At 62.7% G+C, this 18,899-nt stretch carries 20 protein-coding genes; 3 read left to right on the plus strand and 17 right to left on the minus strand.

What is annotated here, in order from left to right; all coding sequences use genetic code 11:
• Positions 1 to 68: 68 nt before the first annotated feature.
• The 11 genes from gspM to MLE27_RS07810 form a co-directional block, all read right to left on the minus strand.
• Positions 69 to 563: a type II secretion system protein GspM gene (gene gspM, locus MLE27_RS07760; RefSeq protein ID WP_243311495.1), complete on the minus strand. Its 495-nt coding sequence runs from the start codon at positions 561 to 563 to the stop codon at positions 69 to 71.
• Positions 560 to 2,035: a PilN domain-containing protein gene (locus MLE27_RS07765; RefSeq protein ID WP_243311496.1), complete on the minus strand. Its 1,476-nt coding sequence runs from the start codon at positions 2,033 to 2,035 to the stop codon at positions 560 to 562. The genes gspM and MLE27_RS07765 overlap by 4 nt, the downstream gene beginning before the upstream one ends.
• Positions 2,036 to 2,051: 16 nt before the next feature.
• Complete coding sequence (locus MLE27_RS07770; RefSeq protein ID WP_243311497.1) at positions 2,052 to 3,089, minus strand: type II secretion system minor pseudopilin; 1,038 nt, start codon at positions 3,087 to 3,089, stop codon at positions 2,052 to 2,054.
• A complete protein-coding gene (locus MLE27_RS07775) occupies positions 3,086 to 3,811 on the minus strand; it encodes a prepilin-type N-terminal cleavage/methylation domain-containing protein (protein WP_243311498.1) in 726 nt (241 codons plus the stop codon). The genes MLE27_RS07770 and MLE27_RS07775 overlap by 4 nt, the downstream gene beginning before the upstream one ends.
• On the minus strand, positions 3,808 to 4,185 hold the full coding sequence (locus tag MLE27_RS07780; protein WP_243311499.1) for a type II secretion system protein: 378 nt from the start codon (positions 4,183 to 4,185) through the stop codon (positions 3,808 to 3,810). The genes MLE27_RS07775 and MLE27_RS07780 overlap by 4 nt, the downstream gene beginning before the upstream one ends.
• Positions 4,186 to 4,188: 3 nt before the next feature.
• Positions 4,189 to 4,842, minus strand: coding sequence for a pilus assembly FimT family protein (locus MLE27_RS07785; RefSeq protein WP_243311500.1), 654 nt, complete (start codon positions 4,840 to 4,842; stop codon positions 4,189 to 4,191).
• 14 nt (positions 4,843 to 4,856) lie between these two features.
• Positions 4,857 to 5,327 (minus strand): type II secretion system major pseudopilin GspG, encoded by a 471-nt coding sequence (gspG, locus tag MLE27_RS07790; protein ID WP_243311501.1) that lies wholly within the window; start codon positions 5,325 to 5,327, stop codon positions 4,857 to 4,859.
• Positions 5,328 to 5,352: 25 nt separating this feature from the next.
• Positions 5,353 to 6,588, minus strand: a complete 1,236-nt coding sequence (locus tag MLE27_RS07795) for a type II secretion system F family protein (protein ID WP_243311502.1) — start codon at positions 6,586 to 6,588, stop codon at positions 5,353 to 5,355.
• Positions 6,589 to 6,600: 12 nt separating this feature from the next.
• Complete coding sequence (locus tag MLE27_RS07800) at positions 6,601 to 7,089, minus strand: type II secretion system protein N (RefSeq protein WP_243311503.1); 489 nt, start codon at positions 7,087 to 7,089, stop codon at positions 6,601 to 6,603.
• Between the two features lie 91 nt (positions 7,090 to 7,180).
• Complete coding sequence (locus tag MLE27_RS07805; protein ID WP_243311504.1) at positions 7,181 to 8,179, minus strand: tetratricopeptide repeat protein; 999 nt, start codon at positions 8,177 to 8,179, stop codon at positions 7,181 to 7,183.
• A gap of 135 nt (positions 8,180 to 8,314) precedes the next feature.
• Positions 8,315 to 9,904: a tetratricopeptide repeat protein gene (locus MLE27_RS07810; RefSeq protein WP_243311505.1), complete on the minus strand. Its 1,590-nt coding sequence runs from the start codon at positions 9,902 to 9,904 to the stop codon at positions 8,315 to 8,317.
• Positions 9,905 to 10,089: 185 nt separating this feature from the next.
• On the opposite strand from MLE27_RS07810, the gene murI reads away from it, so the two are divergent.
• Complete coding sequence (gene murI, locus MLE27_RS07815) at positions 10,090 to 10,899, plus strand: glutamate racemase (RefSeq protein ID WP_243311506.1); 810 nt, start codon at positions 10,090 to 10,092, stop codon at positions 10,897 to 10,899.
• A gap of 15 nt (positions 10,900 to 10,914) precedes the next feature.
• Here murI and MLE27_RS07820 read toward each other — a convergent pair whose 3' ends face one another.
• Both MLE27_RS07820 and MLE27_RS07825 read right to left on the minus strand, forming a co-directional pair.
• Complete coding sequence (locus MLE27_RS07820; protein ID WP_243311507.1) at positions 10,915 to 11,280, minus strand: translation initiation factor Sui1; 366 nt, start codon at positions 11,278 to 11,280, stop codon at positions 10,915 to 10,917.
• A gap of 133 nt (positions 11,281 to 11,413) precedes the next feature.
• Positions 11,414 to 12,742, minus strand: coding sequence for a DUF3300 domain-containing protein (locus MLE27_RS07825; protein WP_243311508.1), 1,329 nt, complete (start codon positions 12,740 to 12,742; stop codon positions 11,414 to 11,416).
• 303 nt (positions 12,743 to 13,045) lie between these two features.
• Between MLE27_RS07825 and MLE27_RS07830 the strand changes: the two genes are divergently transcribed.
• Both MLE27_RS07830 and MLE27_RS07835 read left to right on the plus strand, forming a co-directional pair.
• On the plus strand, positions 13,046 to 13,519 hold the full coding sequence (locus MLE27_RS07830; RefSeq protein WP_243311509.1) for a hypothetical protein: 474 nt from the start codon (positions 13,046 to 13,048) through the stop codon (positions 13,517 to 13,519).
• Positions 13,520 to 13,947: 428 nt separating this feature from the next.
• The gene (locus tag MLE27_RS07835) at positions 13,948 to 14,595 is read left to right on the plus strand and encodes a hydrolase (RefSeq protein ID WP_243311510.1); all 648 of its coding nucleotides are present in this window, start codon (positions 13,948 to 13,950) and stop codon (positions 14,593 to 14,595) included.
• Between the two features lie 433 nt (positions 14,596 to 15,028).
• Here MLE27_RS07835 and MLE27_RS07840 read toward each other — a convergent pair whose 3' ends face one another.
• The 4 genes from MLE27_RS07840 to MLE27_RS07850 all read right to left on the minus strand — a co-directional run bounded on the left by MLE27_RS07840 (position 15,029) and on the right by MLE27_RS07850 (position 18,734).
• The gene (locus MLE27_RS07840; protein WP_243311511.1) at positions 15,029 to 16,060 is read right to left on the minus strand and encodes a pilus assembly protein TadG-related protein; all 1,032 of its coding nucleotides are present in this window, start codon (positions 16,058 to 16,060) and stop codon (positions 15,029 to 15,031) included.
• Between the two features lie 1,326 nt (positions 16,061 to 17,386).
• Positions 17,387 to 17,953 carry a helix-turn-helix domain-containing protein gene (locus MLE27_RS07845; RefSeq protein ID WP_243311512.1) on the minus strand — a complete coding sequence of 189 codons (567 nt, stop codon included), beginning with the start codon at positions 17,951 to 17,953 and terminating at the stop codon, positions 17,387 to 17,389.
• Positions 17,946 to 18,185 carry a helix-turn-helix transcriptional regulator gene (locus MLE27_RS18255; protein WP_423747975.1) on the minus strand — a complete coding sequence of 80 codons (240 nt, stop codon included), beginning with the start codon at positions 18,183 to 18,185 and terminating at the stop codon, positions 17,946 to 17,948. The genes MLE27_RS07845 and MLE27_RS18255 overlap by 8 nt, the downstream gene beginning before the upstream one ends.
• 120 nt (positions 18,186 to 18,305) lie before the next feature.
• On the minus strand, positions 18,306 to 18,734 hold the full coding sequence (locus MLE27_RS07850) for a hypothetical protein (protein WP_243311513.1): 429 nt from the start codon (positions 18,732 to 18,734) through the stop codon (positions 18,306 to 18,308).
• Between the last annotated feature and the right edge of the window lie 165 nt (positions 18,735 to 18,899).

Genomic DNA, 18,899 nt, shown 5'->3' on the forward strand with positions numbered 1-18,899 from the left:
CCGCCATTTCCCGCGGGGTTTTTCAGCAAAATGCCGCGGGCGGCTCCATCAGGCTCGGGGGGCGCGGGCTATTCGCTGATGCCCACGGCGAGGTTCATTTCCGCGTTGAGCGCGCCTTCACCCGTCTTGTTCAGGATCAGGCTGCGCACCCGCACGCCCGCGGGGTCGTCCTCGATGTCCTTGAGGAAGTCCAGCAGGTTCTTGAGGTCCACGCCGTTCATCTTCACATCCAGTTGCGACTCGCGCTTGTTGCCCGGCAACTGCTTGGTGCTGGGCTGCATGGAGGTGATGTTGCCCTTGAGTTCGTGGGTGGTGGCCAGGGAGTCCACCCGGCCGAAGAGTGAGAAATCCGCCGGAGGGGCCGGCTTCTGCTGGTATTCAGACGACTTGCCAAGCCTGGTCTGCAACGTCTTGGCCTGGGCGAGCTGCTGCGCTGCCTCGACAAGCTGCCTGTCCAGGCGGGTGGAACGCTCCGAAAATGGCTGGATCACCCAAGCCCAAAGCCCGATGATGACCGCCAATCCGCCCACGGCGTAGAGTCCGTGCTGTCTGGTGAGGTTCATTGCGCACCTGCCGCGCCGGGCCGATGGGCCACGTTCATGTCCATGCGGAATTCGACGCCAGTCCTGTCCTGAGTGGGTTTGACACCCTTGATGTCCACTTCCTTGAACACCTTGGAGGCGATGAGCTTGCGCTTGATCTCCTCCACGGCGTTGAAGTCCTTGGCCTGCGCGTCGATGGAGATGTGGCCGTCATCGAAGGACAGGCGCAGCAGCTTGACGCCCAGGTTGGGCGGGATGCTCCTGTGCAGGGCCGCCAGCACGGGCAGGGCCACGGAGGCCTTTCCGGCGGCGAAATCAAGTTCTTCCTGTTGGCGTTCGTTGACCATGCGGCGCATGATGGAGAGCTTCTGGTCCACGCCCAGGTTGGCCGGGGCCTCGGGGAGGGCGGCCGAAACGATGGCGTTGGTCTGGTCCCGCAGGGTCTTGAGCTCGTCGGACTTCCTCATCTGACCCAGCACTGTGGTCAGAATGGCGCTCAACGCCAGCACGGCGGCGGCGGCCCCCACGAGGGCGATCATCCGCTTGAGGGTCTTGCGTCCGATGGCGGGGGGCGAACCCGGATGCAGGAAATCCAGGCCGGGGCAGAGCCCCAGGGCCATGCGCGCCGCTCCGTAAAGCCCCAGCGCCGTACAGCCGAGCTCGCGCAACGCAGGGTTCTCGTGGAAGGCCTTGGGGAAGGTTATCCTGTGGGGCTCGATCCCCCCAAGCGCCAGCCTGACGGCGTTCAGACAGCACTCCGGGGGCTCCTCGCCGTGCGGGCGGCCCACGGCGGCCGTCTCCACAGAGTCGTAGCCGGTGGCGACCACGGTCAAGGCGCCAAGCCTGATCTCCTCGGCCAGGATGCGTACCGTCTCCTCGGAGGAGCAGTCCTCGATTGGCACGCGCCTCCAGAACAGGGGCTGGCCGTCGCAGCGCAGAAGGATGTCCACGTGCTTCGCGGCGGGCAGCAGCGTCAGTCCGGGGGGGTGGGCCTGCGGGGCGTCCTCCGCCAGGGCCGCGTCCTCCCCGGCGATGTCCAGGCTGGCCAGCGTGGTCTCGAAGCCCTCCTCCAGGAGGGCGGCCACGAGATCCTCAACGAAGTCGCGGTCGATGGCCGCCGCGATCACGGTCTTGCCGGGGCCGTGCAGGGGCGTCTCCGAGAAGGCGGTGAGCTGCGTGTCTGCCGGGTCGGGCAGCCCGGACTCCATCAGGTGCCCCAGCACCGAGCCGATCTTGGCCCGCTGCGTGAACGGCAGATAGAGCCTGCGGAACACCGCCCTGGAGGCGTCCAGCGCCAGGGCCAGGGTTTCCTGCAGCATGCCGTTGGCCTGCGCCAACTGGCGGATGGCCTGGGCTATTTCGCGCGGGCCCGCGTCGTCGGGCAGATCGCCCCGCGCATAGCCTCCGAACTCCAGGCCGCGCGGATGGCGCGAGAGCTTCAGCAGGGCGATATGGTCCTGGGCCACGAGGGCGACGAGGGCGGTGACGTGCATAGGGCCTATCTGTATCCTACTGTACCTGCAGGTACAACAGCGCGATGGGCTGCGGCCTGTTCGAATTGAGCTGCCGCTTGAACACTGCGTGGGCCCTGGAGGTGACGGAGCCGGACGAACATTCCAGGTCCGCCGAGAAATAGAGGCTGCGCGTGGTGAACATGCCCAGCTGCACCTCCTCCTTGCCCAGGCCCTGCACGATGGGGCCGAGCCAGTCCGTGCCTTCGAGCCGGGGCCGGTTGGAGGGCGTCCGCCTGAATGTGTCCACGGTTCTGGCGAAATCCTCCGCCTTGTCCTGGTCCAGCCCCACGGCCAGGGCCGCCAGCACGGGCAGGGGGGCGGTGTTCACGTTGACCAGCCCGCTGGACCAGATGGTCACCAGATCCTTGAGGCCCACTTCACCCGGGCGGCCGTAGTACAGCTCGTCGCTGACGCCCTTCACCAGCCGCAGCTCCGCCACTGTGTCCAGCGCGCCGCCCTTCACCCGGTAGGGCAGCCCGGCGTTCAGGTAGGGCTCGTCCGCCTGGACCAGGTCGGCGGTCTTGGCGGGGGAGGTCATCCAGGACTCCAGGGCCGAGGTGATGGCCTCCGCCCGGGCGGAATCCAGCAGGAAAGGCCGCCCGCGCAGCAGGCGCAGGAAGGCCTCGCGGTAGACCTGGTGCCCCTTCATGTCCGGGTGGATGGAGTTGATGGGCAGTTTGCCCGTCTCATCCACGATGCGGCCCTTGAGCTTGTCCCCGAAGAACCACGCTCCCGGGACGTTGTCCCCGGCCGGAAACACGTCCCAGCTTTCGCCGAGGTAGTCCGATCCGGTCAGGGAGGCGTCGCGCATGAGCACCTTGCCCGCGCTGAGCACCGCGGATTCCACCATGAGCCTGGCCTGGACGCGGCTGAGCGCGGCCTGGGCCCCGAACACCTCGGCCTCCGCGCTGGAGATGATGCGCACCGTCAGCGAGGCCAGCAGCCCCGTGAGGATGAGCACGTAGATCAGGGCCGCGCCCGATTGCCCGGCACCTGCCTGCACGGCGGCGGCCTTGCCGCGCGCGGGCATCATTTCTGCCCCCCCAGGGGGCCAGGAGGTATGGCGCGAACCGGCAGGTTTGCCACCAGCTCCAGGGGGAAGACCCGGTTCTCCTTGCCGTGCACCTGCCCTGTCAGCCGTACCTGGACCGGAATCTGCCACTCCCCGGAGAGCATGCGGGAGCGGTTCTCCCAGGTGGCGGTGGCTTCGCCCGTGCTGGAGAAGAACATGATCGCGGGGTCGGTGACGCGCCGTACTATCTCGACGTCGGTCACCGGGCGGTCCTTCCCTGCGCGCCAGGGCATCTCTGCGTAGGGCCATTCCCGCCGGCACAGCGTGTATTCGCCGGTGTGTTCCGGGTCGTCGCGCAGCACGTACTCCACCCGGACGATGGCCATGGAGGGGAAGCTGTCGCGGAAATCGAGGCTGGAGGCCGACGCAAAGGCCATAACCACGTCTTCGTCGGACGGGGTGTCCATGTCCTTGGGCCTGTTGCGCCCGCCCACGAAGGAGAGGAAGGTGGTGGCCGCGTTGCGGTTGGAGTCCGAGTAGAGCACGGAGCCCAGGTCGTTCTTGAAGAGCCAGGCGCTTATCCTGAGCTGTTGGCTCAGTTGCAGCCGCTCCTCCACGTCGGCGGCGGTGTCCGTGACGCGGGAGAGAACGGCGTAGCTGCCCATGAAGATCATGCCCGTAATCAGCAGGGCTATCATGACCTCCACCAGGGTGAAGCCGGCCTGGGCGCATCGCCTCGTCACGGGCGCACCAGCAGCCTGCTGAGGGTGACCTGGTTGATCTCACCGGTGCCCCAGGTGACCTTCACGGTGAGCAGGGGAAGGTCCGGGTCGGCGGGGCCGTTCTTCACCTCGAGCGACCATTGCATGTCCTGGTCCGGTTCGGGGAACTGGCCCGTGCCACCGGGCAGGTTGCCGGGGCCCTTGAGTTCCGCCTCGGCCACGATGCGCGCGGCCAGCACGGAGGCGCGCTCGATCTGGGCCGCGCGGATGCGCTGGTCCTGAAGTTTGGCCAGAGAAGCCAGGAGGGTGACCATGACGATGGAGATGATGGCCACCGCCACCAGGGATTCGATGATGGTCAGGCCGGACTGGCGGGAACCGGAGGATGGGGCCATGGCCTACTGGTCCTTTTGGTCCTTGGTGTCGGAGCTGGTGACACTGGCCCAGGGGGTCAGGAGCGGGCGGTAGCGCTTGCGGAAGGCCTCCAGCTCCTGCGATTCGCTGCGCGTGCCGAACCGCAGGGAGGAGCCCACGGCCTCCATCACGGCGACCTTCTTGCCGCCCGCCTCGGACTTCTCCGGGAACACGAGCAGGAAGGGCTCCACCAGCCCCACGGGGTACACGTCGATCCGCAACGGCTTGCCTTCCTCCTTGGACTGGCCCACGGGCGTCAGCCATGCTTCTGGGCGGAAAGCTGCGGGCAGGGGCAGGCGCTCGGCCTTGATGCTGCTCTTCATCGGCGCGCCCCTCTTGACCATCACCGCCAGGGACTTGCCCGGGTCGATGGTGAGCTGCCAGGCCTCGCCGGAGAGGATGGCGTCGGTCATGCCCCTGTGGACCAGCCCGGTGATGCGGCGCACGGTGGACCTGTCGCTCTCGCTGCCCATGACCGCGTTGATGGCGGGCAGGGCCAGGCCCACGGCCAGGCCCATGATGAGCATCACGAAGGCCAGCTCCAGGAGGGTGAACCCCGCCTGGCCCCCCGGGCGCGCCTGCCGGGGCGCGTCCGGGGCCGGGAGGCCGGTCCTGCCGTGAGGCGGGTTGAGGCGCATGCTGGCGGCCGGGGCTAGTTGATTTCCCAGCTCTTGATGTCCGCGTTGGGGCCTTCGCCGCCCGGCTGGCCGTCCGCTCCGAGGCTCACGATCTCGAAGTCGTTGTGCTCGCCGGGGGAGATGTAGATGAACTCGTTGTTCCAGGGGTCCTTGGGCAGGGGGCCGTCCAGGTAGCCGCGCGGCGGATAGTTCTGGGGCACGCGGCCCATTGTGGGCTTCTCCTTGAGGGCCTTCAGGCCCTGCTCGGTGGTGGGGTAGACCCCGTTGTCGAGCTTGTACTGTTTGATGGCCATGGAGAGGCTCTCGATCTGGGCCTTGGTCTTGACCACCTTGGCCTTGTCCGGCTGGTCGATGAAGCGCGGCACCACCAGCCCGGCGAGGACGCCGAGGATGACGATGACGACCATCATTTCGATGAGCGTGAAGCCGGACTGGGAACGGCGGAAACGCGCCGCGAAGCGGTTGCTGGTCGGGTTGGGATGCATGGATACTCCTTTGGCGATTGGGAGCTCAGCCAATGAGGCTGCTCATTTCGAAAATCGGAAGCATGACGGCCACCACCATGAAGGCCACCACCGCGCCCATGGCCAGAATCAGGGCGGGCTCCACCACGGAGCTGGCGGCGGTGACGCGGTTCTCCACTTCGGCCTCCAGCATCCTGGCCACGGTGAGCAGCATGGTGTCCAACTGGCCGCTCTGTTCGCCCGCTGAGGCCAACTGGAGCACGATGGGCGAGAACACGCCCGTGGCCCGCATGGGTTCCGTGATGCCCGCACCCTGCTGGGCCTTCTCGCGGACTGCGGCCATGGCCTCGGTGAACACGGTGTTGCCCGCCACGGCCGCGCCGATGTCCACGGCGTCCAGCAGGGTCACGCCCTGCTTGAGGCAGGTGCCCAGCGAGCGCGTCAGGCGGGCCATGGCCGCCTCGTGCACGATGGGGCCGATCACCGGCAGGTGGAGGATGATGCGGTCCAGCACGCGGCGCACCGCCGGGATGCGCATCACCCTGAGCATGGCCAGGAACAGGCCCACAAGGCCGCCCAGCATCAGCGGCCAGTAGGAGCGCATGAAATCCGTCACCGCTATCAGGATCACCGTGGGCACCGGCAGGTCGCGCTTGAGGTCGATGAAGATGCGCGTCACCTCGGGAATCACGTAGAGCAGCAGAATTGAGATGACCAGCGCCCCGAAGACCAGGATGAAGCATGGGTACATCATGGCCGCCTGGAGCTTGCGCTTCAGGGCGTACTGCCGCTCCAGGTACGTGGAGAGGTTGGACATGACGATCTGCAGCGTGCCCGAGGATTCGCCCGCCCGGACCATGTGGATGTACGTGTCCGGGAAGACGCGCGGATGCTCGGCCAGGGCCGCCGAGAGCTCCCAGCCTTCCTTCACGCGCTCCAGAATGTGGGAGAACACGCGCTGCGCGGGCGCCGTCGGCATGTTTTCGATAAGACCGGAAAGGGCCTTGTCCAGCGGCAGGCCCGCCTCCAGCAGCGTGGCCAGGACCTGCGTGGCCCCCGTGAGCTGCTGGCGCGTCACGCCGGAGAAAAGCACGGGCATCTGCCAGCCCGAACGGGTCGGGGTTTTCTCCACCACGGCGTCGGCCTGGGCGGCGCTCAGGCTCTTGACGAAGAGCTTGCGCTGCAACAGTGCATGCCGGGCGGAGGCGGCGCTGTCCGCCGCGAGGATGCCCTTGCAGTTCTTGCCCAGGGCGTCGATGGCCACGTATTCGAATACTGGCATGGTGTCGCCGTCTTACGGTTTTTTCTTGAGGACTTCCTGCTGCCCCTGGCGCAGCAGGACCATGTGGTCGTCCTCGATGGAGAGCACCACCGCCTCACCCAGGGCCTGGCCCACGGAGACGTTCTTGGGCGCCCTGGAGGACTTGTCCACCAGGAAGGCCATGCTCCACTGCGGGTCGGTGTGCACCGCGGTGCCGATGAGGTCGTAGGCCACGGAGGAGTCGGGCAGGGCGGCGTCATCGCTGGGGGCTTCGACGGCCTCCTTGCGGACTGCGCTGAAGAGGTTTCGGCTGACGATGGCCTCCACGTCCCCGCCGCCGGAAAGGTCTCCCTTGGCGGCACCGGGGCCGCCCTGGCCGGCCGGGGCCGGAGACTCGATGCCCGCCTTGCCCGCGGGAAGCGTGGGCGAAGTGAAGAGCCCCTTGGCCACGATCATGGCCGAGATGGCGCAAAGCAGCGCGGTGAGCGCGTAGCTCACGGCCTTGAGGGAGAACTCCGACATCACGGCCTCCTGCGGGCGGGCCGCCCGGCTGACGCCCGGCGGGGCCTCACGGCCTGGCTCCACATGCGATTGTCAGCGACGCCAGGCAGCCTCAATTGCAGAGACCCAGTTTCTTGGACTCGTCATACCGTTCGCACAGGCCGAGCATGCAGGCGACGCTCAAGTCCTCGCAGCCCTTGTTCGGGTTGTTGGTGCGCATCAGCAGCAAGCCCCGGTTGTAGTATGCCTCGGCGAAGTTGGACTTCAAGTACAGGGCCTGCGCGTAGTCCTGCAGGGCGCCTTGCACGTCGTTGAGCTGCTCGAGGATGATGGCCCTGTTGTAGTAGAGGTCGGGATCGCGCGGGGAGGCCTTCACGGCGGCGTCGAGGGCTTTGCGCGCATCGGGGAAGCGCTTGATGGTCCAGTAGATTTCGGCCTTGTTGGCCAGGGCCGGGGCGAAATCCACCTGGAGGGAGAGCAGCTTGTCGTAATCCGCCAGGGCCCGGTCGAAGTCCTTCAGGCGCTGATAGGCGATGGCCCTGTTGAACAGGCCCTCGAAGTTGCGGTTTTCGCTCAGGCGCAGGGCCATGTTGAAGTCGTTGAGGGCCTTCTCGTTCTGGCCCAGGCTGAGATAAGCCAGGCCCCTGTTGTTGTAGGCCTTGAGCATGGAGCCGTCCAGGGAGAGGGCCTGGGTGAAGTATTCGACGGCGCGGTCCGCCTTGTTGAGCTTGTAGGCGGCCGTGCCCAGGTTGAACCAGGCCGTGGCGGAGCGGGAGTTTCTCTGCGTCACCTGCTCGAAGTCCTTGTAGGCCAGGTCGTACTGGTAGAGCTGGAAATAGGCCTGCCCGCGCAACTGGTAATCGGCGGCGGACTGTTGCGAGCCGCTCAGGTGCATGGTCATTTGCTGGACGACCTTCTCAGGGTCGTCCATGCGCATGGCGTCCGCCTCGCGGGTGGCGGGAGGCTGCTTGACAGTCTGGTTGCAGCCGCCCAGCAGCGCAAGGCCCAGAAAGGCCAGCAGCAGGGGCCGCAGAAGACGTCGGACGGCATGGCGTTGAGCGGCATCGGAGGGGACGGCCTGGCGGAGCGGGTGGTGTATGGTGTGCAACACGTGGACCTTTTTTGATATGTTTTGTCTCACGGACGCTGTGATGTCAACGCGTGCTCCGCTCCAAACGCCCGGAATCAGGGGGCCGTACCGCGGAAACACCCTGAAGTCGGGCGGCCAGCGCCGCGCGCGCCTGGTTCACAGGGGCGCGTAGCTCAGGGGCAGGCTCAGGAAGAAGGGCCACTGCGATCCGAGCGCCGTCTGCACCGGGGCGAAACCGATAGTGGGCGAAACCGTGCTGGTCGTCTGCCCGGTGGTCGTTGTGGTCGTTGTCGTGGTCGTGGTGGTCGCCAGGGTTGTGGAGTTGACGACTGCGTTGCCCGCCACCGCCTGCAGGCTGGCGGCCTTGGCGCGGTCGTTGGCGGCGTCGGTGTTCAGGCTGCTCTGGAGCCCGAGGTCGGTGGTGGTGGCGGCCATGTCCGACTCGATGGCGGCGCGCAGGGTGTAGAGCCCGGCGTACTCGGGCGAAAGGTTGATGGCCTTGGTGGCCTGGGCCAGCGCGTTCTGCAGGAGCTGCTGGTTGCCGGGGTTGGTTGGCGAGGCCGTACCGGTCTGGATTTTCCACTGGGCGTAGTAGGTCAGGGAAATGTTGCCCACGATGTCGGCGTTGCCCGGCGCGATGCCCAGAGCCTGGTTCAGGTCGTTCAATGCGTTCTGGTAATTGAGGATCTGCAGCCAATAAATGCCGCGGGAAGTGAGCGCGAAGTCGGACCCGGGGGACTGGGCCACGGCCCCGTTGAGCTGCGAGAGCGCCAGCGAGGAGCCGCCCTGGCCCGCATAGGCCAGCCCCAGGCCCGCCTGGCCGACCACGTTCAGGGCGTCCAGCGTGAGAGCCTGGGAGAAGGTGGCGTCGGCCGCGGTGAACTGGGCGGTGTGCAGGTTGGTCAGGCCCTGCTCCAGCCAGGAAGGAAGGATCTTGGATTTGTTGCCCTGCTGGAGCGCGGTGCAGGTGGCCAGCGGCAGGATGGTCTGGGCGATCATCTGGTTCTGCTGCTGCTTGGCGGCGTTTTCAGCGGCTTCCTTCTGGTCGAGGTTTTCGGACACGGGCAGCTTGATGGAGCTCCCGGAGGACCCGAACGCGGACACGGTGCCGGAGGAGCTGCTGCTCGAGGTAGACGTGGTGCCTGTGGTCGTCGTGCCGGTTAGGGAGCTGCTGGACGTGGTGGTCCCGGTGGTTGTGCCAGTTGTGCCGGTGGTGGTGCCGGTGGTGCTGGTGGCGGTGGTCGTCCCGGGAACAAGGAACGACGAGCCGAGGGCCAGCGAGGAGTACAGGTAGGGCGAGATGAGGCCGTCGTTGTAGTAATAGTTGTTCGTGGTGTTGCCCAGTGCGTCCTGCAAGGTGTTGTTGATGAGGTACTGGTCGCAGAGGGTGGAATTGCGATAGAGCTCGCCAGCGCGGCGCGCGTCCGACCTGGCCTGGCTGTAGGAGCCCAGATAGAATTCGGCCATGGCGCGCAGCAGGAACGCGTCGGCGTTTTCGTTGTTGCTCAGGCGCAGGGCCTTGTTGCTGGCGATGAGGGAGTTTGAGTACTGCCCGCTGTTCAGGCTGTCGCGCGCGATGACCAGCAGGGTGTTCACATCGTTGGCGGCGATCACTGCGGAGGAGGCGTCCTGCGCCGGGGACGGAGCGGGAGCAGCAAGGCAAACCCACAGCAGAACCGGCAGGGAGTAAACGCAGGCCCGGACGATGCGGGCCAGGCGGTGACGGATGTCCGTGCGTATCGGCATGGCGGACCTCAATGAAGTCATGGTTGTCGGAAGCGTACCAAAGTTAAATCCCAGGCGGTGAATTGTCAATCTGACTGACCGTCCGCCAGGACCGCCTTGTCAGCCAGGGGGATAGTGTGTATCGCCCTTGCGTCGAAGCGCGTTTGCACGTGGCTTTGCCCTATTCTTCCGGAAAAAACCAGCGAATGAACAAGAATTCATCCTCACCCATCGGCATCTTCGACTCCGGCGTGGGGGGCCTCACCGTGGCCCGCGCCGTGATGGAGCGCCTGCCGCGCGAAAGCGTGCTCTATTTCGGAGACACCGCCCGCGTGCCCTACGGCGTGAAATCCAAGGACATCATTTCGCGCTACGCAGTGGAAATCGCCAAGTTTCTGCTGGAGAAGCGGGTGAAGATGCTGATCATCGCCTGCAACACCATGGCCGCGGTAGCCTACGACGCCGTCCGGGCGCTCTCCGGGGTACCCGTGCTGGAGGTCATCGACGCGGGGGCGCGCACCGCCGTGGCCCACACCCGCAACCATCGCATCGGGATCATCGCCACGCCCTCCACCACCTCCAGCGGGGCCTACCTGCAGGCCATCCAGCGCTACGAGCACGACGGCATGTTCATCACCACCCAGGCCTGTCCGCTGTTCGTGCCCCTGGTTGAGGAAGGCTGGACCGAGCACCCCGTCACCCGGCTCACGGCGTTCGAATACCTCACGCCGCTGCTGGCGCAGAACATCGACACGCTGGTGCTGGGGTGCACGCATTACCCGCTGCTCAAGCCCATGCTCCAGTCCGTGATGGGGCCGGGGGTGCAGCTTGTGGACTCGGCCGAGGCCATCTCCCTGCGCGCCGAGGCGCTGCTGCGGGAGATGGATATGGAGAACACCTCGGGCGAGCCGCCCAGCCACGTGTTCCACGTGACGGACGTGCCCCACCGGTTCCAGGAGGTCGGCGAGCGCTTCCTGGGAAGGCCGCTGGACCGGGTGGAACTGGTGAGCCTGTAGCCTGGGCCGGGCCCCTCAGCCGCCCGCCAGTTTGACCGTGTAGCCCAGCTTCTTCAGTTCCAGGGCCAGGGCCTCCCTGTGGTCGCCCTGGATCTCGATCACGCCTTCCTTGATGGCCCCGCCCGCGCCGCAGCGCTGCTTCAACTGCTTCGCCAGCTTCTCCAGGGCCTCGCCCTGCAGGGGCAGGCCTGTGATGAGGCTGACGCCCTTGCCCTTGCGCCCCTTGGTCTGGCGCATGATCCTCACGATGCCGTCTCCCGGAGCGGAGGCTTTGCGTGTCGCGCACACGCACCCCGACGCGGGCTTGCCGCAGGCCGGGCACATGCTGCCGTGTTCGGTGGAGTAGACCGGGCCGGAGTTGTTCCTGTCACGTTGGTTCATGCACTTCTCTTGGCTGTCGGGATTCGCAGGCGTGCGGGTGATGACACCCTGCCGCCCGGTGGTTTCGCGCTCCGCAATGACCGAGCTGCCGCGCCATGTCCAAACATAAATGTCCCCGGCGGGCTGGCGATGTTCAGCGGTGCCCGCCGCCCCTGCCGCCCCCGCCGTGTCCTCCGTCCGGGCCTCCGTAGCCTCCGGAAGAGGACGGCCCTGGCCCGACATACGGATTCTGGAAGTGTCCGCCCTGCGCGGGAGCCGGCGGAGGCCCGGGCGGCCTCCCCGGGTTGGCCGCCGGGAGGGAACCCTCGCGGCCGCCCCAGCCGTGCTGGGTCCCCTCGGGATGGGGTTGATGGGCGGGCGGCGGAGTCACGGCGGCGGGCGGCGTCTGGCCCCCAGGGTACCCCCTGAAGCCTGGCGGCGGCGCGGCCACAGCCGGGGGCTCCATATGGGGCTGCGGAACCGCCGCTGCGGGGGGAGCCACCCGGGCCGGGGGCGTGCCCACCGGGGGCGGAACGTGCGTGGGGGGCGCTGCCGGCGCGGGAGCCGGAAAGCGCCCGGGAGGCGCGGCCACACCCGGAGGGGGAGGCGCGGCCGGGCCGCGCGGTATCGGTGTGGCCGCCGTTCCGGGCTGGCCGTAGCGCTGCCGCGCCGGGCCGTAGGTGTAGCCGTATCCCCGACGGTGTGCGGTTTCGTACACCCAGGGCCTGTAGGCGGGCGCGCCAGTGACAACGCCCCGGTTGAACGGCGCCACGCGGTACGGGTTCACGACGATGCTGCGGCGGTGGAAATCGAAGCGGCTCCAGTCGGTAATTGCGATGCCTACGACCACCCCGGCCGCGAACACGACCCCGTAACGGGGATAGTAGCCAGGGAACCAGGCCAGGGGCTGATAGGCCGGATACCACCAGGAACCGTAGACCGTCAGCGGGTCGTAATAGGGGACGTACACCACCCCTGCGGCCGCCGGCTCCACCAGGATGTAGCCCCCCTGATCGGTCACGCTCTGCTGCGAGCCGGAGGCAAGCGACCCGGCGTCCTGGGCTCTGCGGCGCAACTCCTGGATGACGTCCGTCACCTCGGCCTGTTCCGTCAGAAACGCCTCACCCAGCCTGGCGGTGTTGTCCATGTTGCGGACCATCTCCGACAGCACGGCCGGATAGTGGCAGAGGGATTTGACGCTGGGGTCCCAGGGCTGGTCCAGCAGGGCTGCGTTGAGGCGGTCGGCGTCGAGGCCGGGGTACTGCCGCAGCCACTCGTCCGCTTCCTGGAGCTCGCCGGGATAGGTGGAAGCCATGAGGATCTGCGAGAGCAGAGGGTCGGGGTAAAGCGCGATGGGCGCGAGAAGCTGGGCCAGCTCCGCCCGGGAGAAGGAGCCTGAGCCGGGCTGTGCGCAGGCGGGACCTGGGATTGTCCAGGCCGCCAAGAGCACGGCGGAGAGCATCGCGATTCGAAATTTCATCATGGTGGCCTCCAGGCCCCCCTTGGCGGAAGGTCCGGTTACTTTGAGCCGTTACGGGCGCACAAGCCCGCCCGGCCCGATTCTGACAAGATAACGCCATCCCGGAGGGATGCCAATGGCGGCCATGAGGGAATCCCTGCCGTCATGCCTTGTGGGGTCCCGATTCGTTTTGTATAGGTTACGGGTTCGGGGTGCGCGCCACCAAAATGGGTCCAGATATCAGCACACTTCGTGCTGGGACGCGCACCGTAGCCTTATCAACTCAACGCGGTTTTCCATTTTGTCGGTCTTGAAAAGGAGATTCTCATGTTCAAGGGTGCGAATTATGTCACTGCAACTCTTCTGGCGGTTGGCCTTTGTCTTCTGCCGCAACTTGCGGTCGTTTCTTTCGGCATGGATATGACCTCTGGTGTGCCTCGCGTCGGCGATACGTCCAAAAGAGATGCAAAGGCGCAAGCTGATGCGAAAATGAAGTATGATTCCGTGAATAAGGGCGTTGATACGATGGTTGAAGGTTCAGACATGATGCTCAAGAAAGACAAACAGGCGATGTCTGAAGGGCAGAAGCTGATTGCCAAAGGGTACAAGATGGTCAGGTCATCCGCGCCGAAGGACAAGGGCGGCATGAAGATGATGAGCGGCGCGGACATGATGATGAAGGCCTCGGAGCTTATGATGGGAAGTTCCGACGCGGAGATGAAGCAGGGCGAGGGCATGATGAAGGAAGGCGTCTATACGCTTCTTGAAGGGAAAGGGATGCTGATGGATGGTGTGAAATAAGGAATTTTCCGCTTTTTGCCGGCGAGGTATGCGCCAAACCGCAGCGGACAACCCGGTTCCGGTGCATCTTGCCTTTGTTGCTTGTTCGAACACCTTCCGGCGACAGCGGATGGCACGCTCCGTAAGGGGGACGACCTTTCTTGGGGTCGTCCCTTTTCTTTTGGCCGCCCCACGGTGTCCGGTTGCATCGATCCGGCGGCTTGCCCACACACCTCTCCAAATATTCCCTGGCAGGTTCCAGCATTATGTTCCTAATGCATGCCCATGCTATGGGCATGACACGGACTTGTTCGAGAAATGGCTTGAACGGGTCATCCGGCTGGCCTAGAGGTGGTACACTCGGCGACCGGCCCTGGAGCGCAGGTGGCATACGCCGGCACCGGCCTAGCCATGACCTGACTTTCTGTTCGGTATCAAAGGAGAATGTCATGAAGACGGAGCTGCTCAACCCTCAAAACAGCGCGGTCATTTTCATCGACCATCAGCCGCAGATGACTTTCGGCGTGGAGAGCATCGACCGCCAGACGCTTTTCAACAACGTCCTGCTGCTGGCCAAGGCGGCCAGCATTTTCAAGGTGCCCACCATCCTCACAACCGTGGAAACCAAGAGTTTCTCGGGCAACATGTGGCCGCAATTGCTGGATGTCTTCCCAGGGCAGGAGCCCATCGAACGCACCAGCATGAATTCCTGGGAGAGTACGAGCTTCGTTGAGGCCGTAGCCGCCACAGGCCGCAAGAAACTGGTCATCGCGGCCCTCTGGACCGAGGTCTGCCTGGCCTTCCCCGCGCTGGAGGCCTTGGGCGCGGGCTACGAAGTCTACGCGGTGGAGGACGCCTCGGGCGGCACCAGCGTCACCGCCCACAACGCCGCCATGCGCCGGATGGAGCAGGCCGGGGCCGTGCCGGTCACGGCGCTGCAGGTGCTGCTGGAATACCAGCGCGACTGGGCTCGCAAGGAGACTTATGACGCAGTGCTGGCCGTGGTGAAGGAGCACGCGGGCGCGTACGGCCAGGGCGTGGAGTACGCCTACACCATGGTGCACGGTGCGCCCGCCAGCCGGGCCAAGGGCACATGAGAGCGGATTATGCGCCCCGGCCGCGATCACGAAGATAGCGGCCAGGATGTTCGAACCATCCGCGCCAGTGAGCGTAATTGAACGGGGCCGTCCGGTCAGCCGCGCGCCATAACGAAGAAACCCGGGCCATTGAGCCCGGGCTATCAGTGCGACTACAGGGTATCGTGGACGAATTGTGAAGGTAAGATGGCGAGGGTGTCCGTCGAATTGATGCTATAACTATCTGTAATTAAGTGATTTATTGAATGTGGTTCTTGTGGGTTACCCGCAAAGTTACCCGCAAATAATTTTTCTTCCACTTTTTTTCAAACTTCTTGATGCCCCTTCAGTCCTTGCGGATTGGTCCCGAAACCCCACATTTTAAGCAACGTCGACGATCACACTCGCGAAAGCCTGACCCAAGCTTTATAGCGACAGAATGGAAACATGTTCATCAATTTGCCCCCCTAGTTGAATCCGCAGTGAGACTTACCCCATGTAACGTGCCACACTGCTTCCCAGAATCGTCACGCGGTCCAGTCGAAAATGCATTGACAAGCCTTCCTGTTACAGTTCCGTTTCCATCAACTGTTTCAAGGAAAACCGTTCCAAGCTGATCAACGACAACACTCTGTCCATTACCATTGATTGTTTTTGTAAGTACGACAGTAACAACGCGGGGACTATTCGATGGGTCTCCAAACTTTGGATTGCTGCCAACAATAGATTTTGTCGCGGAATCCCATTTGGCATCAGAATCTTGATTAAATAAATAATCAAATCCTCTTTTATTATCTTGCTTCATCTTCCCTGGTTCAGTACGGATAACATCCCCTTGACTGTATGCCTCGTTTACACAAGTAATAATATTATTATAGTAGTCCTTCGCCCCACTTGAGGACCCAAGCCTAATCGAACCATGCCAATTACTAGTTATGCCTGCATCAGTGTACACAGTTACAGATGTACCAACATCTGCGTTTGTGAACGATGTGGGCCGATATACAGCCCAAGGCTTTAAGCAATTTGTACTTTTAATGCAGTAGATAGAAGCTCTTGCTGTCGCAGTGACATCTGCTTGGTTTTTGTTAACAATCTGAGCGAGGAAAAGACGGACGGGATTCCCTCTTTGAGCAGTAAGTCCTGCTGTAACCTCTACAAATCCAAGCCCATTTGTATCTATAACAACATCATTGATTTGCATTGCGGCCGCTGGGTTGTCTGCTGCCTTTATATTTTCATGTCCAAATTCCAGCGCTTCAGACGCAACGTCTGAGCGCACCTTATTCGTGACAGTGCCATAACCAACTAGCTTCACAGCGCCTGCCATAGCCGCAGCATCGACTGCAGCCTGTAATTGACCACGCTTTAATTTCAAGTAACCTAGATCAACCGCAAACGCACCAAATCCTGCAAGAACAATTAGTGATATGGCCACCAACACCGACACGGAACCGCTTTCATTTCGAAATTTCGCCTTCTGCATGTCAATTCCTAGTCGCAATGCTGTATAAGAGTTTATAATATATTAACCATTCCACGCACAGCAGAAATCAAGTGGTACTAACAAGCTACTCTATGTCCATCCGTCGAAAACTCACCAAACATAGTGCCACCTGGCACGTTGTGCGCAATACCATGCAAACCAAAATTGAAAAAAACAAACCAACAACAAGCATGCGGAAAACAATAATCATTGCATGTCGCCACACCTTTTAAACTTGATAACGCGCGACAGCAGGAACAACAGATGACCGCACTCTACCAATCTCTTAGCCCACCCCTGTGAACTATGTGGGCATCTTATTCTGTGACTTCAGCCACTTAACAACCGAACTACTTTAGTCGCGATATATAAATTAGAAGTACGAACAACACAACCCCCATGTAAACAGTCGATGAGTACGTGTATCCAACTCTCGCCCCCCCTTATACACATACTATTCTGCTTGGTCAGCACGCCAGGGCGAGGCATCGGGCCAAGCGCGCTCGTGAATCCGAATGACAGCCTCGATTCACGCATTTTAAACCTCGCCCATGAACGGCAAGCGCCCCGGCTACTTATCCTGGCAGTCGCGGGGCGTCTGTTTTGCATCCGTCAGCAAGACGGACATTACAGGCTGAATACCCACTCGCTCGCGGTGCCTGCCTGCTTCCCGGTGACGGTGCCATGCGCCGTGAGGCTCTGAATCGCGCGCGTAGTTGTGCATGATACGGGCTTACGGCATGTCATTTCAAATCATCCTGCTCGGCATGTCGCGCCAATCGCAAACCAAACAAAACGCCCCCGGATTTCTCCAGGGGCGCTCGCTGTCTCGGTGATCAGGAAGGGGCCTTTTTCACTTCATAAGGGGGCTTCTGCTTGACCCTGGCATGTATTCCCCCGTCAGAAGGCTTAGGATTCATCCTAGTGCCAGAATCGGGCTGTGGAGCACTGAAGTTCATCTGCCGTTTGCCCTGCTCGCTGCGCTTCCTGCGGACCTCTTTGCTGACGTTGGGGTTGCGGCCCAGTCGGTACGGCCAGAGGGGGCAGGGCGGGATATGGTCATACGGCGTGTTCGCGTCACAGTCCTTGGGGCCGTCTGGCATGCAGTCCCGGCAACGTGCCTTGATGGCCTTGAGCAGAGAGCGGGAAACCTTGGGCGGTATCTTCCCAAAGCGGTAATGCCAGAGGTCGCAGGGATGCCGCTTGTCTGGCCCGGAGACGCACAGGGCGACCTCACGGGATGACCCGCCAGAACACCAGACACAGAACGCCCGGATGGCATCCAGCGGAGAGCGGCGCTTACCCTGGAACACGTTCGCGGTGTCTTTAGGCTTCCGCATGTTCTACCTCCAGGGCTTCCGCGATCCTCGCGGCCTCTTCCCGTGTCAGCGCCTCGCGCCTAGCCCCATATGCTTTCGCCTGCTCTAGCGTTTTCAGTTCTTCCCGAAATGGTGATTTGCGGTGTGCGTTGCCTGGTCCTTCGGAGGTGCAATTGTCGCACTTCGGAAGTGCAACGGTTGCACTCAAACCATTAAAGAACCAGCGAGCCGAAGAATTCGTGCGCCTGTGAGTGACAACCCCCTTTTCTTCCAGGCCAGCTAAGGCAGTTCGCACCGTCCGCAGGCTGAGTCCAGTTTCAGAAGCAACTACCTTTCCCGAAGGATTGCATAGTCCTGTGACTGAATTCCTGTGCCAAATGAGACATGCGGCAACCCACTTTTCAGACGGTGTAAGGTCATTGTTAGCCATGATGGCTTGCATCAGACTGACGTTATTGTGCTTGACGCCTTGAGGGTGGTCCTGCATGGATGGGGTGCTTACTTCCCCTTTCCTGTTTTCAGCATTACCCCGGTTGCAGCCGGGGTTTTGCTGTTTCTGGGGGGCGCTATTCATGCGCTGCCCCCTGGCCCGAGGCCAGACGTTCCACCAGGGCGTCAATCTGACTCTCGGGCCATGCCACAGCACGGGCTCCGAGTTTCACCGGGCGGGGGAACACTCCCTGGCGCACGAGGTCGAGGAAACGGCTCCGCTTGTAGCCTACACGGTGAAGGACTTCAGGAAGACGGACAAGCCGGTCATGGGGAAAACGGGGAGGCTGCTGTTTCTGTTGAGCATCTGCTTGCATAAAGTCTCCTTTTTGCCCGCCATTGGCCGTATTCGACCCATGGAGGACTATGATGGAGACTGCCTAGCTCAGTACAGGGGAGGACAATCAATCAGGACAATGCGGTTGTCCTGGGGACAATTATTTGTCCTGGGGGAGGACACTGGATAATCCAGCAAGCGCTTCCTTTGCCTGCGCCACGTCCCGGCGTATATATCTGCCATGTCTGGCTTCAGAGTACTCTTGTTTAGGCCAAAGTATGGCCGCAATCTCACGATTTGTCTTGCCTAGCATTTTCAATCCATAAGCGGCGACACCCCTTTTAATGTTGGTTGACGAAATACTCATGTCAATGTCGGCCAAGTTTTCATCCACATCGCGAACTACTGCTTGCGGTATCGTTTTTTGCAGGGAATTTACCATGCTTTCTAGCATGTCAATCCGCGCTTCGGCGGATTCATATGCCTGGAAATTGTCAGCTATGAATTCAAACAGATCAATATTATCGGCAATATACTCGAGTTTCTTTTCCCGTTCGGCTTGTGCCTGTAATGCCCAATCGCTGACCATAGTAGCCCCCTGTAACTGTTCCCTTTGAAAGAACCCCGGCCAGCCCGTCAGGGTCACGGGTATTCAGGGCGGGTAGCTATTCCGCCCCTAGGCAGGGGAGGTTTATCGACTTATGGCATGTCAGCTTCCACAGGTCCACAGACCTATTTAGCCCTCAAAATTCTC

It is taken from the genome of Fundidesulfovibrio agrisoli (genome assembly GCF_022808715.1).
Classification (GTDB): Bacteria; Desulfobacterota; Desulfovibrionia; order Desulfovibrionales; family Desulfovibrionaceae; genus Fundidesulfovibrio; species Fundidesulfovibrio agrisoli.